Origin of the sequence: Peribacillus simplex, assembly GCF_001578185.1 — a bacterium.
Taxonomy (GTDB): Bacteria; Bacillota; Bacilli; order Bacillales; family DSM-1321; genus Peribacillus; species Peribacillus simplex_A.
The window spans coordinates 1190510-1206003 of sequence record NZ_CP011008.1 but is presented as its reverse complement, the minus strand read 5'-3'; the positions used below and the strand labels follow the sequence as shown (position 1 = coordinate 1206003).

The 15494-nt window shown below is 38.6% G+C and carries 17 protein-coding genes; 4 read left to right on the top strand and 13 right to left on the bottom strand.

Annotated features, from left to right (window positions below; genetic code table 11):
- Positions 1 to 85: 85 nt before the first annotated feature.
- A complete protein-coding gene (lepB, locus tag UP17_RS05680) occupies positions 86 to 649 on the bottom strand; it encodes a signal peptidase I (protein ID WP_061462045.1) in 564 nt (187 codons plus the stop codon).
- 31 nt (positions 650 to 680) lie between these two features.
- Complete coding sequence (locus tag UP17_RS05675; RefSeq protein WP_061462044.1) at positions 681 to 1295, bottom strand: TVP38/TMEM64 family protein; 615 nt, start codon at positions 1293 to 1295, stop codon at positions 681 to 683.
- 290 nt (positions 1296 to 1585) lie between these two features.
- Between UP17_RS05675 and UP17_RS05670 the strand changes: the two genes are divergently transcribed.
- A complete protein-coding gene (locus UP17_RS05670) occupies positions 1586 to 1960 on the top strand; it encodes a YhjD family protein (protein ID WP_061462043.1) in 375 nt (124 codons plus the stop codon).
- A gap of 903 nt (positions 1961 to 2863) precedes the next feature.
- Here UP17_RS05670 and UP17_RS05665 read toward each other — a convergent pair.
- Positions 2864 to 3430, bottom strand: coding sequence for a competence protein ComK (locus UP17_RS05665; RefSeq protein ID WP_061462042.1), 567 nt, complete (start codon positions 3428 to 3430; stop codon positions 2864 to 2866).
- Between the two features lie 335 nt (positions 3431 to 3765).
- Here UP17_RS05665 and UP17_RS05660 point away from each other — a divergent pair, with 335 nt between their 5' ends.
- Positions 3766 to 4002: an IDEAL domain-containing protein gene (locus tag UP17_RS05660; RefSeq protein WP_061462041.1), complete on the top strand. Its 237-nt coding sequence runs from the start codon at positions 3766 to 3768 to the stop codon at positions 4000 to 4002.
- A gap of 71 nt (positions 4003 to 4073) precedes the next feature.
- On the opposite strand, the gene UP17_RS05655 is transcribed toward UP17_RS05660, so the two are convergent.
- The 7 genes from UP17_RS05655 to UP17_RS05625 form a co-directional block, all read right to left on the bottom strand.
- Positions 4074 to 4883 carry a YitT family protein gene (locus UP17_RS05655; protein WP_061462040.1) on the bottom strand — a complete coding sequence of 270 codons (810 nt, stop codon included), beginning with the start codon at positions 4881 to 4883 and terminating at the stop codon, positions 4074 to 4076.
- 153 nt (positions 4884 to 5036) lie between these two features.
- Positions 5037 to 6302 (bottom strand): M48 family metallopeptidase, encoded by a 1266-nt coding sequence (locus tag UP17_RS05650; protein WP_061462039.1) that lies wholly within the window; start codon positions 6300 to 6302, stop codon positions 5037 to 5039.
- A 555-nt stretch (positions 6303 to 6857) separates the two neighbouring features.
- Positions 6858 to 7088: a hypothetical protein gene (locus UP17_RS05645; RefSeq protein WP_061462038.1), complete on the bottom strand. Its 231-nt coding sequence runs from the start codon at positions 7086 to 7088 to the stop codon at positions 6858 to 6860.
- Complete coding sequence (locus UP17_RS05640; RefSeq protein WP_061462037.1) at positions 7057 to 7584, bottom strand: HD domain-containing protein; 528 nt, start codon at positions 7582 to 7584, stop codon at positions 7057 to 7059. The genes UP17_RS05645 and UP17_RS05640 overlap by 32 nt, the downstream gene beginning before the upstream one ends.
- Positions 7585 to 7761: 177 nt before the next feature.
- Positions 7762 to 9306: a fatty acid--CoA ligase family protein gene (locus UP17_RS05635; RefSeq protein WP_061465995.1), complete on the bottom strand. Its 1545-nt coding sequence runs from the start codon at positions 9304 to 9306 to the stop codon at positions 7762 to 7764.
- A gap of 158 nt (positions 9307 to 9464) precedes the next feature.
- Positions 9465 to 10454 (bottom strand): lipoate--protein ligase, encoded by a 990-nt coding sequence (locus tag UP17_RS05630; protein ID WP_061462036.1) that lies wholly within the window; start codon positions 10452 to 10454, stop codon positions 9465 to 9467.
- A gap of 45 nt (positions 10455 to 10499) precedes the next feature.
- Positions 10500 to 11234: an MBL fold metallo-hydrolase gene (locus UP17_RS05625; RefSeq protein WP_061462035.1), complete on the bottom strand. Its 735-nt coding sequence runs from the start codon at positions 11232 to 11234 to the stop codon at positions 10500 to 10502.
- 166 nt (positions 11235 to 11400) lie between these two features.
- Here UP17_RS05625 and yhfH point away from each other — a divergent pair, with 166 nt between their 5' ends.
- Complete coding sequence (yhfH, locus tag UP17_RS26085) at positions 11401 to 11529, top strand: protein YhfH (RefSeq protein WP_081108720.1); 129 nt, start codon at positions 11401 to 11403, stop codon at positions 11527 to 11529.
- A gap of 160 nt (positions 11530 to 11689) precedes the next feature.
- Here the strand turns inward: yhfH and UP17_RS05620 are convergent, their stop codons facing one another.
- The 3 genes from UP17_RS05620 to hemE form a co-directional block, all read right to left on the bottom strand.
- Positions 11690 to 12265, bottom strand: coding sequence for a TetR/AcrR family transcriptional regulator (locus tag UP17_RS05620; protein WP_061462034.1), 576 nt, complete (start codon positions 12263 to 12265; stop codon positions 11690 to 11692).
- A 273-nt stretch (positions 12266 to 12538) separates the two neighbouring features.
- Positions 12539 to 13474, bottom strand: a complete 936-nt coding sequence (hemH, locus tag UP17_RS05615; RefSeq protein WP_061462033.1) for a ferrochelatase — start codon at positions 13472 to 13474, stop codon at positions 12539 to 12541.
- A gap of 78 nt (positions 13475 to 13552) precedes the next feature.
- Positions 13553 to 14596 (bottom strand): uroporphyrinogen decarboxylase, encoded by a 1044-nt coding sequence (hemE, locus tag UP17_RS05610; RefSeq protein WP_061462032.1) that lies wholly within the window; start codon positions 14594 to 14596, stop codon positions 13553 to 13555.
- Positions 14597 to 14867: 271 nt separating this feature from the next.
- On the opposite strand from hemE, the gene UP17_RS05605 reads away from it, so the two are divergent.
- Positions 14868 to 15383, top strand: coding sequence for an antibiotic biosynthesis monooxygenase family protein (locus UP17_RS05605; protein WP_061462031.1), 516 nt, complete (start codon positions 14868 to 14870; stop codon positions 15381 to 15383).
- Positions 15384 to 15494: the final 111 nt, after the last annotated feature.

The following is a 15494-nucleotide window of genomic DNA, read 5'->3' as shown; positions in this document are numbered from 1 at the left end:
TTACCGTTTCCCTTTAAAAAACACCAATCGTACGTTCGCGTTTCCTCCAAAAGAAAAAGCCCTGATAATTTTCGGGCTTCCTCAATCATTCACCTGTAAATTTATAATTGAATTCTTTGACCGGCCAATATCGAACATCGACTTTACCGACAACATTTTTAACCGGTATATAACCAAAGTGACGGCTGTCTGCACTTTCAAGGCGATTGTCACCCATGACAAAAAGCTTGCCCTTTGGGACTTTTGTCATGCCCGTCAATTCCTTTAATGTAAAATCGCCCGTAAAATTCTGTCCTGGGTAACCTTCCTTGTATTTCTCAAGATATGGCTCATCCACTTTCTCACCATTTACGTAAAGGCAATCATCTTTATAACGAATGCGGTCACCTGCAATCCCTATAACTCGCTTAACATAATCTTCCTTTGCATTCGCATGAAAAACTATAATGTCAAAACGGTTGATATCTTGAATCTGGTAACTCATTTTATTCACGACAAGTTTATTGCCGTCTTCAAGAGTCGGCTGCATCGAATCCCCTTCAACATCATAGCTTGAAAAGAAAAATGTACGGATTAAGATGTAAATAACAAAAGCTATCATGGCTGCTTTTATCCAATCGGATAAAGAATTCTTGTTTGTTTTTTCCATCTGGTTCAACCCCTACTACTTTTATACTAATTTATTGTCCTTCTTCTCTCTTCATGCTTTTATTTAATCGGACTTCCAGTCTTTTTCCCACATACCATAGGATAAAGATGACAATTCCGATAATGATCGTACGTACAGGCTTATGTATTAAGGATACCAAATCGTAACCTACGAAGCTGATCGTAAAAATCATCACCGCTTTCCCTCCAACGACTGCAAGTCCATATTGCAAGGGACTTACCTTTGAAAGTCCTGCCACGATATTCACGATGGCCGACGGTGTAAAAGGGAAGCAGAGCAGTATGAACAAAGGACCGAATCCATGGCTTTCCACCCAAACCATCAACCTCTGCACCTGCTTATGTTTTTGCAAAAATCGAAAAAACCTCATTTGACCATATCTTCTAATAACTAAAAAGATCAAAAATGACCCCGCTACTGCACCAATCCAAGAAAATAAAAATCCCCACCAGAGACCAAAAGCCGTTGCATTTGCAAGCACGAACACCACTAAGGGTAAAAAGGGCAAAAAAGCTTCCAACATCGGCAGTAAGATTCCGGGAATTGGACCGAATGAGCGATATTGCTGAATGAGCGCCGATATCTTATCAAGTGTAAACCACTCACGTATAGTATCCAAATCCATAATTATCTCCCTCGACATGCTACTATCAAAGCAGCATAAACTTATTAAAAACCGTTTACTTTAGATATATCACTTTCCCCTGAAATTGCAAGAATTATTATCCATATATCTTCATACTTTCCCTATCTCAGGAAAACATAATCTTGTTAACAAAAATTTCATCATTTATCAAAACTTCTTGCATATAAACTGAAAATACATTAGGATAAACACGGGAACAAACGTTCTAATTTCCACAAGATATACATATTAATATTAAAAACGTGCTTTTTTAGAAAGGAGCGGTCATGATGACCCGCATTCCAGAAGATGACCGAAATATGATTGAAAAAGCCATCTACCTCCCTATGGTTATTACAGTCTTAAACCGGGATCTCAAGGTCATCGAAATTAGTCCGTTTAAATTAAAAAGGCCCTATTCGGAACTAGTCGAGCATATATTAAAAGTCGTTCAGGACGATCTTGCCGAGGTACGGCGCTATTTGCGCAAGGAGAATATTAAAGTAAGTGAAATCAAACGTGATGAATCCTTCACGATGTATTGTTTTTTATATAAAGGATATGAAGAACATCATAATTATTTCAATCCCCGCCTTCGGAATAAAACGGAAGACTTGTTATGTTATTACTTTTTCGAAAAAAGTCACCATGCTAGGGATATTTAGCGGCTTATCCCTATGCTGCCATCCTCCATGTATGATTATCTGTTAATGATATAGATGCATTGGGGTGTAGGGAAAGTATGACCATTAAAAAACGCATCTCTTCTTTCCTGCTTCTTATAGATGAGTGAGTCAATTTATCATGACCAAGATCGATAAGGCTCACTACCCTCAACTATTGTCATAAACCGTTTGCACATTTAGCTGCTTACTGATTATGACAAACATTTTCGAGGACACAGTCTTAACGAATAATAGGCCGGGCTCGCATGCTCATATTTAATCGGTATTTTACTCACATCTTATTCTGTACATTTAATAAAACTAACTATTCCCCAACACTATCATTTTAGAGTCAGCAAAACGTTTTTGCAAAAGATTGTTATAAGTCTATATTAGAGACAAATGAAAACGTTATCCTTTACCTTACTTTGGTCACGGCAGATGAATAAAACGGCAAATCAATATAATCTCTATCATTATGTATAAAAAGACCTTTGTGAAACATAGAGGTTATCTATTATATTGTGAAGTGAATAACTCACAAACTTATACTCCTTTGTTTAATCGTAAAATCATTGGATGTTAAAATAACCCTCCCTCAATTTAGAAAACTTAGGAGTAATCTATATTGTGGGCTGGAATTAATTATTTTTATAAAAGTACTAACGGTAATAATATTATTTGAAGAGGGAACATGGTAGGAGGGAAACATCACATTTACTAAAGAAAGGACTGAAAAAATTTAAAAAGAAATCGACGATTTATGGAAGTGTTATTTGAAGATTAATAATAGAGCCCTTCTCTTATGAGAAGGGCTTGCTTTAATTTTGACTAAATGCCGTTTGCATCCTTTACATTCCAGTCAGCACTGTTACGATTTTCACAGCCTGGATCCGCCTTCCTTCAATTGCTTGGTATATACTTTGACATTACCTCTGAAGCCTTGACTCCATTTGCCTCGGAGAACAGATAGAACGATTTCCTCTTTGTTTCCTCAATCCTCTGGATCAGTTTCGTTTTTAAAAAAGATGTCCGGTGCAGCTGGTTTTCAAAAGAACTGCATGATACTTCTATATCGATGGTTTGTCTATTCCTGAATGTGATGGTTGTATGTTTGGAATCCAGGCGATCATAGGATACCACATGCTCATGTGATAACCAGATGCATTGAGGACGCAACGGAGATGTAGTTGGAAAGAAGAAGATCGAACTGGTTGGATCAATTGCAATCGGTGCTTTATGTGTGATGTTTATGAGCTGTTTCGTGCCTTGTTTGCGTCCTTCATAACTTGATCCGAAAAACTCACAGCTTTTCTTTACTATTTCCAAAGGTTTAAACGGGGAGATGAACTCGTCCTCCATTTCAACGATACGGGCATATATTTTACTTCCATAATTAATTGGTGAAACCATTAGTGTATAGGGCGTGATTTCATATTCCTCGATGATTCCCTGACTGTTTTCCTTCATTTTCAATCCACCTCTTCCTCATTACATTAAAAAGTAAAACTATAAACACCATTTTACTTTACCAAACCTTATACTCTTAATCGCTTGTACCCTTCCATTCCCGATTGTATAAAAAGGTGAAGGGAGATAGTAAATATATGCTAAATTCCTCACTATAATAGCACAACCTGTAAAGATAAAAAGCAAGTTCACAAAAAATTAAAAATTCTTTTAAAAAGTGGTCATTTCGTCATCTAAACGACACATTCTCTATTAAGTTTAAATTTTTTTGAATTTTCAGTTGATTTTATCCATTCAAATCCATATACTAATAAAAAGGGTCAGGGGTGGTAACTTTGAAAAATGAAAAATCTTATTCAGAGTCAGTGAAGTCCTTATCAATGAGCGAAATGAAAAACGATGCTGTGGTTCAGGAAATGTTAATTGATATGATTATTCTGGAATCCGTCCTTACTACCAAAAAGAATATCCTTGCGAAACAGATTGATGAAGCCCTGGATATGAAAAACAAACCTTTATTCCTAAAACTAAGTTCTGAAATGAACGTTTTACTGAAACAGTTTGGAAATTAAAATGAATGACTAAAAAAAAGCCTGATAATCAAAACAGCCTCCCATAAAGTGGGAGGCTTTTCTATTTATTATCACTCTTTATGAAACATCCCCATGACCTCGGCTGTTTCCGTTATATTGACAAAAGCATTGGGATCCACTTCTTTTATCATCGCTTTTACATCGGTTAATTGATAACGGGTAATGACTGTCATCATTACTTTACTCTTTTCTCCAGAGTATGCACCTTCACCATCCATGACTGTAATTCCTCGATAAAGGTTGGTCAGGAGCTTCGTTTTCATTTCGTCACTCTTTTTCGTAACGATCATTAATGTTAATTTAATGTGATTGGAATGAATCGTATCAATCACCTTTCCTGCTGCATATATGGAAATCAGCGTATATAATGCGGCATCCCAACCAAAGATGAAGCCTGAGATAACCACCACTACTGCATTCATCACCGAAAGCAATGTACCAAGTGGAAAGTCGCTCTTCTTAGCCAAAAGCATGGCAATGATATCAAAACCGCCGGAAGATCCTGAAGCGCGAAAGATGATCCCTATACCGAATCCCGATATGATTCCGCCAAATAAAGAAGACAAAATCGGTTCAGTGGATATTCCATGAACCGGAATGAGATATAAACTGACTGATATCACGACAACTGAAAATATCGTATAGGTGATAAAGCGTCTTCCTAATTTCAGGTATCCAAGAATTAACAATGGCAGGTTCAATAGAAAATTCAATATCCCTGTGTTGACTGGGGTAATGATTCCGAACATAATCGCAAGTCCACTAAGTCCGCTGCTTAAAATTAAATGAGGTATCAAAAATAAGTTGTAGGCTACTGCAACAAGCACTGAGCCTATAGTGATGCAAAGTACATTATACATATCTGATCTCCTTAAAACGAACCGGGAATTTAATTTATTATATTAGAGAACCTAAGATTTTTAAAAATAATAGTTTTTTCTGAAAACGACATTTAAACTTCCACTTTCCTGATATTAGGTAAGAAAAAAAGCCAGCTGATTTTCAGCTGGCTTTCAATCACCCTTTGTATCTGCATTTTCAACCGTGGAAATCCGCTCGAGCATGGTTGGATGGGAATACCGCAGCCACTTTACCAGGATTGGCGGATTGACCTGGCTCAAACCCGACCTCGTGAGTTCCTGGAAGGTGGTGATTGCTGATTCTTTATCCCCGGTCATTTCAATGGCATAACGGTCAGCCCTCGTTTCTTGATATCTGGAAACATAATTGGACAGCGGACTGGCAGCGAACAGCAGCACAGACGTTATTAACAGAAATAATGGAAGAGAAGAAATGTTATCAACCGTACGTACCTTTAACAGGTGGCCCCAGCGCCTTATGATATAATTCATGATTTTCGATGTCAGCCATAGACCGATTAAAGTCATTCCTATATAACCTGCAATCCCTATATAAATATGCTTTTCGACATAATGGGCCATTTCATGTGCCATGATGAAAAGGATTTCATCTTCCTTTAGCTTGTTCAGGGTCGTATCCCAAAGGACTATCCTAGAGTTGGAACCTATACCGTTCACGTATGCGTTCAAGGCATTTGTCTTTTCCGCCATATTTACTTCAAATACGTGTTCAGCCGGAATTTCAGCCTGTGAGGCAAGTGCCAATATTTCCGTTTCCAGCTCTTTATTTTTGAGCGGATAGAATTCATTATACAGCGGATCAATCAATACAGGCTGAACAAACATCAAGAACAAGGTAAATGGAATGGACAACATCCAAGCATAAAGCCACCACCTCTTCACACTTTTCTTCATTAACCAATATAAGACGGAAACGATGATGAACATCATCCCAAAATTCACCCAGAATTCGATGACTCCATCCTTCATCCACGAGGTGAAACTTTGTGTACTGATATGGTAACTTTTACTTATCCGATAACCAATGAAGCGGATTGGAAATAGTGCCAGGTAAGAAATCACAGAAAGCCAGAATAAGTAAATGCCCGTTTGGATCACTTTCCGTTTCGAGACCGCCAAAGATGACTTTTCAAAAACTTTTGAAAAGCCAAATAATAAAATGAAGAAATACAACAGCCATTCATATGGCGTAGAAACGAAAAAAATAAAATTTCGCAGGCCTGAATATTCTTCGCTAAGCTTTAGTTCCCTAGCATTCAAAAATGTTGCAGGGTCTGCTGCAGTACCACGCAATGCTTCGGGAATGGAAGTATCCGCCCCGTAAAAAATATACCAATACATCACTGCTGCATAAAAGATAAATAATAGAATCGCTCTTCCTGCCCATTTTCTAACCATGATGCCCCTCCTTAAACGAATCTCCCTCTTATTAGTTTAATCCAAAATGGACAGGTTAGAACCCCATTTTCCTTCTATAATTATTTATTCCATATATGTTCAAACAATCTTGATCATTAAATGCACGTCACGATGATATGGTCTGGAAATACAAGGAGCGGAACATATAGCTTGTACCAGAGACATTTAAGATAAATGAAGCGGAGGATGGGAGGCATTACAAGGTATAGGTGAAGAAATAAAAAGGATCGCAGACCCGTTCGATTTTCTTTTTCGAGATTAAGGCACCGCCTAATTTGTCCATACTGCCGCCACCCATATTTGATTTAAGATGAAAATCGTCTCATCAAAGTCCTTGCGGTGAATATGAATCCGATAAAGAATCAGGGTAGGCCATTTTGAAACAAGCCGATTAACGGAGCGGTGGGCTTTAGTGGTCATCCCTTCATGATGCTATTTTTAAAACTATACAAAAGTGCCATAAGCTTCGGGCGATTCAGTTTTCTGTATACCCTGCACCGTGCCGATGGATAGAAAAAGTTTTTTTGAAATTTGCTAATTCGTTTGGCATTCAGTGAGTAGAATAAGCAGTTCATGCTCGCGTTTGGAAAAAGACCCGAATTTTTCTATTTCCTTGCCCGAAGATATTGGTGATTTTTCACCATCTGCTGCAGCTTCTTCAATAGAAAAAGGTTTAAATGAAATAAAGATAAAATCAAAATTCAAACTGTAAAAGGCCATCACCCGTTTGCCTTCAGGATGATAGCCTTCTTTTTTGTTCCTCATCAATGAGTGTATCAAGTCTCATGATACTTTCCTTTGCCCGGAGAAAATCAATCTTGCGGTAATGATGTTTTCCACCTTCTTCTTCATCTTTTTCGTCGGCCCATTTGACGACCTGCTGAAGCGGTGTTCGAATAATATCATTTGAAGGTAAAAACGAATCGGTGTGAAATAAAATGGCGAGGGAAATGGTCTTTGCCTTTATCGGGTTCTCTCCCAAACGGATTAACAGTTTATGTGCTCGTTCTGCACCTTTAATAGGATGGATATCATTTTGTTTGTACAGATCATAATCCCACTTACCATTGCGATACCAGGTGAAATGGCCCATATCATGCAGAAGTCCTGCTTTAGCCGCAATATCAGGGTCTATCTTATATTCGTTTGCTAGGTGAAACGAATGATAGGCTACCGCAATCGCATGTGCCAGACCTGAACGGTTCAAGTATTTTTGAGCAATGGGATGTGTAAAAACATCTAAAAGCTTTACATCTCTCATCTAAACCCTCCTTACAATTATGTGGAAATTTTTAATGACAATCATAACTCTTTTCGAAACAAGAATCAAGGCTTTAAGCTACCCCGATATATTTTATGCAGCGAGATACACATTGGTTGTACAAAAAAAGGACCATTGCAAGATATAGGCAATGATCCTTTTTTTGTACAACCAAATTCAGTTTTGTATTACATGGGTTTTTAAGGAACGCCGTAAAATTTTACCGGTTGTGTTTTTTGGCAATTCATCCAAAAACTCAATTTTTGCCGGAACCTTATATTTAGCCAAGTGTTCCATGCAATAGGCAAGTAGTTCTTCCTCGGTCAATGCACTGTTTTTCTTTACCACGAAGCAGTGAACAAATTCTCCCTGATTGGGATCCGGCACGCCTATAGCCGCTGCCTCAACTACTTCAGGATGGCCATACAGAATCTCTTCCACTTCACGTGGATAGACATTATAGCCACCGACGATGATGAGTTCCTTCTTACGGTCTACAATGAAAAGATACCCTTCATCATCCATCCTGGCTAAATCGCCTGTATACAACCAGCCATCTTTCAAGACTGCCGCCGATTCTTCAGGCATTTTATAATACCCCTTCATTACATTCGGACCTTTGACAATCAATTCCCCTACACCATTGATCGGCACTTCTTCCCCAAGCTCATTAACGACTTTGTTTTCCACTCTGAGGATGGAGGTTCCGATGGATCCTGCCTTCCTTGGACGATCCAAAGGATTGAAACAGGTAACAGGAGATGCTTCTGATAAGCCATATCCTTCTGAAACCCTGACATTAAATTTCCGCTCGAATGATTCAAGCAGTGAAACTGGCATGGCGGATCCACCTGATATGCATATCCGCAATGACTTCAAAGCGTCTTCTTTTACATCTGGATATTGGAAAAGAAAATTATACATCGTAGGCACTCCAGCGAAAACGGTTGCATTATATTTTTTGATTTGACTGAATATTTCCTTTGGACTGAATTGCGGGACAATTAAAAGCGTACCTCCACTCAATAATGGGGCATTTACAACTACCGTTAAACTGAAAACATGGAACATTGGCAATGTCGTAATGACACGGTCATTTTCCGTGATTTTTAAATATTCACCAACATCATGTGCATTGGAGAATATATTGGTATGTGTGAGCATGGCCCCCTTGGGTTTTCCCGTTGTCCCGGAAGTATAGAGTATGATTGCCGTATCTTCAGGATCCAGTTCTGGTCCTTTATAGCCTTCATCCCCTTTCTCGACCATTTTTGTAAACGATTTCATTTTTGGGTAGATGTTCAATTTGCTAGTTTCCCCATTTTCCGGCTGTGTTTCACAAATTACATACTTATCTACACTTGAGAGGATCGAGTTCATTTTCTCGAATAAGGGTAAAAGCTTATCTAATGCCACAACGACCTTTACATCGCCGTTATTCAGGATGTATCCAATCTCGTCAGGTGTGTAGATTGGATTTACGGGAATTACGGTCGCCCCTGTACGTAAAACTCCATACAACGAAATAATGAAATGTGGAGAATTGCCTAAAACCAGCGCAACATTATCACCTTTTGAAACACCCAGCCTATGTAATTCGTCTGCAAACTTCGAAACGGCTTTATCCAATTCCCCATATGAAGTGGATTGATCCATAAAATAAAAAGCTGGCTTGTCCGCCTTCCTTAAAGCAGTTTGATGAAGCTGTTCAGATAAATTCATCATTCTCCCTCCCCCTGCAAATATAATGAATGAGTAATCATTCATTTTTATTATATTAAAAGAAAATGATTACAGCAACAATTTTATCCAAATTCAAGCAATTACTGTCATAATTAGACACAAAAACCGTCCTACTTAGTCAGGACGGCATTTCAGGCTTAATATATTAGGGCCAATATTTCTTCTTTCGTTACATTGCCAAAATAATGCCGAACATCTATCTCATCTAGTACATTGCTGATAGCTTTCTTTTCATAGCGTGATCCAGTAAGCTTCTGTTCAATATCCGCAACCTCTCCGACCCCGAAGAAGTCACCGTAGATTTTACAATGCTCAATGATTCCCCTGTTAACTTCAAGACGGATATCAACAGATCCCACCGAGAATCTATGCGAGTTTTGTAAGTTGAATTTAGGCGATTTTCCGTAGTTCCACTCCCAGTTTTGATACCTTTCTTCCGAGATTTTGTGAATTTTCTCCCAATCCGCCTCCGTTAAAACATACTCAGTGACCTCACCGCTTTCCTTAAAAATATTTTGCAATAGGAATGAGCGGAATTCTTCAACAGACATCGGTTCTTTTAAAAAATCAGCAATATTACCGACGCGGCTTCTTATCGATTTAATCCCTTTAGACTCGATTTTATCTTTTTTCACTTTTAAAGCGGATACAATGTGATCCATTTCTGATTGAAACAACAATGTCCCATGACTGAACATTCTGCCCTTCGTTGAAAACATCGCGTTTCCGGAAATTTTCTTTCCTTCAGCCAGGATATCGTTACGTCCGCTTAATTCAGCTTGTATTCCTAGTTTTTCGAGCGTTTCCACGACAGGCTGGGTGAATTTCTTAAAATTGTGGAAGCTATCCCCATCCTCTCTCGTAATGAAACTGAAATTGAGATTCCCTAAATCATGATAAACCGCTCCACCCCCTGAAAGGCGGCGAACAACGGTAATGCCATTTCCATCTACATAATCGGCATTGATTTCTTCAATCGTATTTTGATTCCTTCCTATGATGATTGAAGGACGATTAATATAGAATAGAAGATAGGTCTCATCTATATTTAAATGTTTAAGCGCATATTCTTCGATGGCCAGATTAATTCTTGGATCCGTAATTCCATTATTATCAATAAAAAGCACAGTTGTTCCTCCTTGTAGACTTCATTCATACCATTAATATTTCAATTATAGTTGGAATTCGAGATTGGTTTTAGCTACAGCTATTTCCCTTTTGAATACCTCGGATGCTTCTTTTTTAAGTTGATTAAGATCCCCATAATGAGGGAGATGAGTTAACAGCAAAAGCTGTACGTCGGCCTTGGCTGCTAGCATGCCAGCTTCTCTAGCCGTCATATGCCCCACCTTTGAACCATCCATATCGCTGTAAAAGTTACTTTCACATAATAAAACATTTGCGTTTTTAGCGAAATCTGCAAGCTCATCCATATATGAACTGTCACCTGTGTAAACAATCGAATGATTTTCAGCTTCAATCCTCATAGCAAAACATGGTACTGGATGTTTCGTTTTCATGAATGTGAATGTACACGGTCCTATTGTTAAGGGTTCATCAGCAGAGTAGACTATTCCCTTTGTCACGTCTTTATAAGTTAACTTTCCAAATTCGGCTTCGTCTAAATCATGGCCATAAATAGGAATGGTCCTTTTCTCGCTGCCCAATATCTGCTGTATGAGCGCGGCGTGTTGCAGGACACCAACATCCGCTACATGATCCGGATGATAGTGGGATAATACAACTGCACCAAGATCCTCCGGCTTCATATGATTTTGCAACTGTGATAGAACACCGCTGCCACAATCAAGCAGAATGCGAAAATCTTCATATTCAAGCAAATAGCCGGAACTTGCCTCATTTTTAGCTGGATATCCGCCCCAGCAGCCAATTACGGTGATTTTCATACTTAGGCACTCCTTTTTTTCTCAATGACTTCCCCATTAATATAAACTATTCTTACCCTTATTTCACCTTTTCCACTTATGTTATAAAACAAATATTGACACATCAATACTGTTATAATACAATGTAATCATAGAAAAGCGAATAATAATACAGGAGATGATGTTCATGATTCAAAGTAGCATTGAGTTCTTTAAAAACCTGCCTCCGAAACAATGTATGGAATGCGGAAAAAAAATCGAAGAACAGCACGAATGTTATGGAAACCACTGTGATCATTGCCTTTCTGGAGAGTAGTGATTTGTGTTTCACCATCCGCTTCCCAATTAGCAGGATGATCTCATATAAATTCAGTCTCGCAGCTGAAAACCATCCCAAATATAAAGAAGAGATACCGATGATCGGTTTCTCTTCTTTATTTCGATTCATTGCATTTTAAGCCAAAAAAATAGAATTATCACGGAGTGGATAATCCTTTGAATAAATATATTTTAAATAGTTCAGCAATTTCCTCTTTCCCTAATGGGGCATGATTCCTTTCCCAATCAAAAATAAGGGCAAGGTACATCTTTAGCATCAGGAAAGCTGTTATCTCTGGATCACAAGGCTGTATATAGCCCTTATCAATCGCAATTTTAAGTTTTTCCTTAATGTAAGATACAATGGCTTCTTCCATTTCATTTATCATTTCCTGAACGGCCGGAGTACCAATTTCCCGCTCTTCCTGAAGAAGTTTTAAAGATAATTGATGTTCCTGCCTGAACTCCAGGATTCGATAAACAGCCCGATGCAGATTTTCAAAAAAGGGTAGTTGTTCATCCAAAGATTGTTCCGCCTCATATTTCATTTCCTCTATCATCCGCTGAACGATTTCTTTAAACAGCTCTTCTTTATTTTTATAAAAGGTATAAATTGTACCTTTCCCCACATTGGCAATTTTAGCGACTTGATCCATCGTCGTTGCCTTATATCCAAAAAGTGAAAACGACTTGGTCGCAGCTTCTAGAATTAATTTTTTACGATCAACAGACATTTCCCACCTCATTTCTGACCAAACGGACAAAACGGTCATTAAGTTCAACAATATCATACCAAAAATTTTCAGTCTTTTCAATAAAACTTTCAGTTTTCTAGGGAAATAATGGCCATCCTCATTACTGGACAGCCACTTTCCTAAAACAGGTTATAAAATTTCATCACCAGGATACGCTTTTCCAGGTGTAGTGTAGCGTATCTATCAACTTCATTTAAAAAATATGTAAGGTCATCGCAATCATGGATGAACTGCATATCCCTTATTAACCAATCATTTTTCCTGTAATCTGTTTAAAATGATTGTGGCCAATGCATCGATGAATTCAGGTTTAACATTGGGCATATCCGGCCGGTAGTAACCTGCACCAATATCTTCCGTTACAACCTTACATTCATAATCGTTATCATAAAGGACTTCAAGATGCTCAGCAACAAAACCAACAGGTATATAAATGAAAGCTTTATAACCTTTTGCTTGATGAAGATCTCTGGTTAAGTCCTGTACATCCGGTCCTAACCATGGTTCAGGTGTTTGTCCAGCGCTTTGCCAGCCAACTGCGTAATTGGTAACCCCTGCGCCTTTTGCAATCATGTCTGCAGTTTCTTTCAGTTGATTTGGATATGGATCTCCTAATTGCAATATCTTTTCTGGGAGGCTATGCGCAGACACAATCAAAGCGTAATTATCGCGCTCTTCCGAGGTCATTTTCCCGATTACTTCTTTTAATTGGTCTACCCAATATTGAATGAATTTCGGCTCATCATACCAGCTTTCAACAGAAGTGATCGTCAGGTCACCTAATTTAGCGGCTTCATCCTGAGCACGTCCATTATAAGACTTCACGCTGAATGTTGAAAAGTGCGGTGCCAATACAATACTTACCGCTTCTTTGATACCATCATCATGCATTTGTTTCACTGCGTCTTCAACAAAAGGTTCAATATGTTTCAGTCCTAAATATGCCTTGAATTCAATTTCTTCCTGAACGGAATTCAATTGCTTTTCAAGGGTTTCAGCTTGCGCTGCAGTTATTTTTGCAAGCGGTGATAATCCACCGATCGCTTCATATCTGCCTTTTAGATCAGCAATCAATTCATCGCTTGGTCGTCTCCCATGACGAATATGTGTATAATACCTTTCAATATCCTCTTCATTGTACGGAGTACCATAAGCCATGACTAGAAGGCCCATTTTTTTTCTTGACATCAAATTACACCTCTTTTAAAGATTTCGTTCTTTTATTGTGCATCCATTTAAGGATTCTTAGCAAATGGTTCGCTCACCTTACTTCATTTTTGATGAATATTCATGAATGAAGGCGGTCAGCCTTTTCAGTGTTTCAGGGTTTACGGAAGGGAAGACCCCATGTCCAAGATTAAAGATGTAGCCATCCTGTTCCATGCCCTGATCCAGGATTCTTTTCGTCCGATCTTCTATAACATCCCACGATGATAATAGCAGGGCAGGATCAAGGTTACCTTGAACCGTTTTCTGTATTCCCATTTGTCTTGCTTCTGTAATTGGAAGTCTCCAATCAAGCCCGACCACATCAATTGGAAGATCATTCCACTCGAGTGCCAAGTGACTCGCACCGACCCCGAACATGATTAGCGGTACATTTTCTTCCCGTAATGAAGAAAAAATACGATTCATGATTGGCTTGATGAATACGCGGTAATCTTCAACGTTCAATGCACCCACCCATGAATCAAAGATTTGGATGGCTTTAACGCCAGCTTTAATTTGTGACTTGACATAGATGATGATCATATCGGCTAACTTATCCATTAAAGCAAACCACGCCACTGGCTCGGAATACATGAAAGCTTTCGTCTTATTGTAGTTTTTGGAAGGGCCGCCTTCAATCATGTATGAAGCAATGGTGAATGGTGCACCGGAAAAACCAATCAAAGGTACCGACAATTGTTCAGTGGTCAATAATTTAATCGTGTCCAACACATATGGGATGTCTTTCTCTGGGTCCAATTCACCTAACTTTTCAACATCTGTCAACGATTGGATCGGATTGGATATGACTGGACCGATTCCCGACTGTATCTCAACATCCACACCAATGGCTGGTAGCGGTGTCATAATATCTTTATATAAAATTGCAGCGTCTACATCATATTGCTCAACAGGCAATCTAGTCACATAAGCGCATAATTCCGGCTGATGAGTAATCTCAAAAAGGGAGTACTTCTCTTTCAATTTACGGTATTCCGGCTGTGAACGGCCAGCCTGGCGCATATACCAAACAGGCACATGATCCGTTTTCTCTCCTCTCGCAGCTTTTAAAAATGTATCATTCGTAATTTCCTTAGACATTAATATCCACCTTTCAAGCAATCACGTTTCTATTTTTATTCATTACTTACATAGAATATCAGAAGGATGTTGAATTTCAAATCGAATCTCCTTAAACTATAGCTTTTTCTATAATAGAAGTATAGCCAACATATTTATTTGTCAGGAAATCGACGTTTTTATAAAAATCTCACCGATTTCCAAGCCTTTTGGTTTGATTGGAAATGGTAAAAGCATTATTCATTGGGTAAAATGGGTATACAGTTACTATATAGAAATTGGAGGGGAATTTATGAATGTATACATCACTACAGGCACCTACGATTTTTTGAAAATCAAAAAAGATAAGCACCCGAATGAAAAAATATTACTTATGCAAAATTCTGGCACTACAGTCCTTTTACATGAAACATCAGGTAAAACGCTCTTCAGCTCGCCACGTAAATATGAAGTAGTGGATGGGAAAGGACACCTTCAAGATCATGGATATGTAGTCATGAACAATATCCCTGTCAGTGAAGAAGGACGGCCGGTATTCGAACATCGTTTTAAAAAAAGGGCCGGTTTCATTGAAAATGAACCAGGTTTCGTCGCCCTCCGTATCCTGAGGCCAATCAACTCTGAAACTTATGTAATTTTAACGATTTGGGAGAAACAAGCCGACTTTATGAGCTGGCAGAAATCCAGTTCCTATCAGGAGGCCCATAACAGCGACACAAACGCTACTATTACGAATTCCAGTCAGAAGATGTTTTCTGGTGAAGCCTATGTAACGAAGTATACATTGGTGAAGGATCCCCAAGAATAATCTTTTCCTGATCAATAAGAGTCCCATCCTCTCAAGGATGGGACTTTTCGGTTTCAGAGCTTTATTTTGGACGTCCAAATTATGAAAAGAATGTATTAAGCCAATAAACAA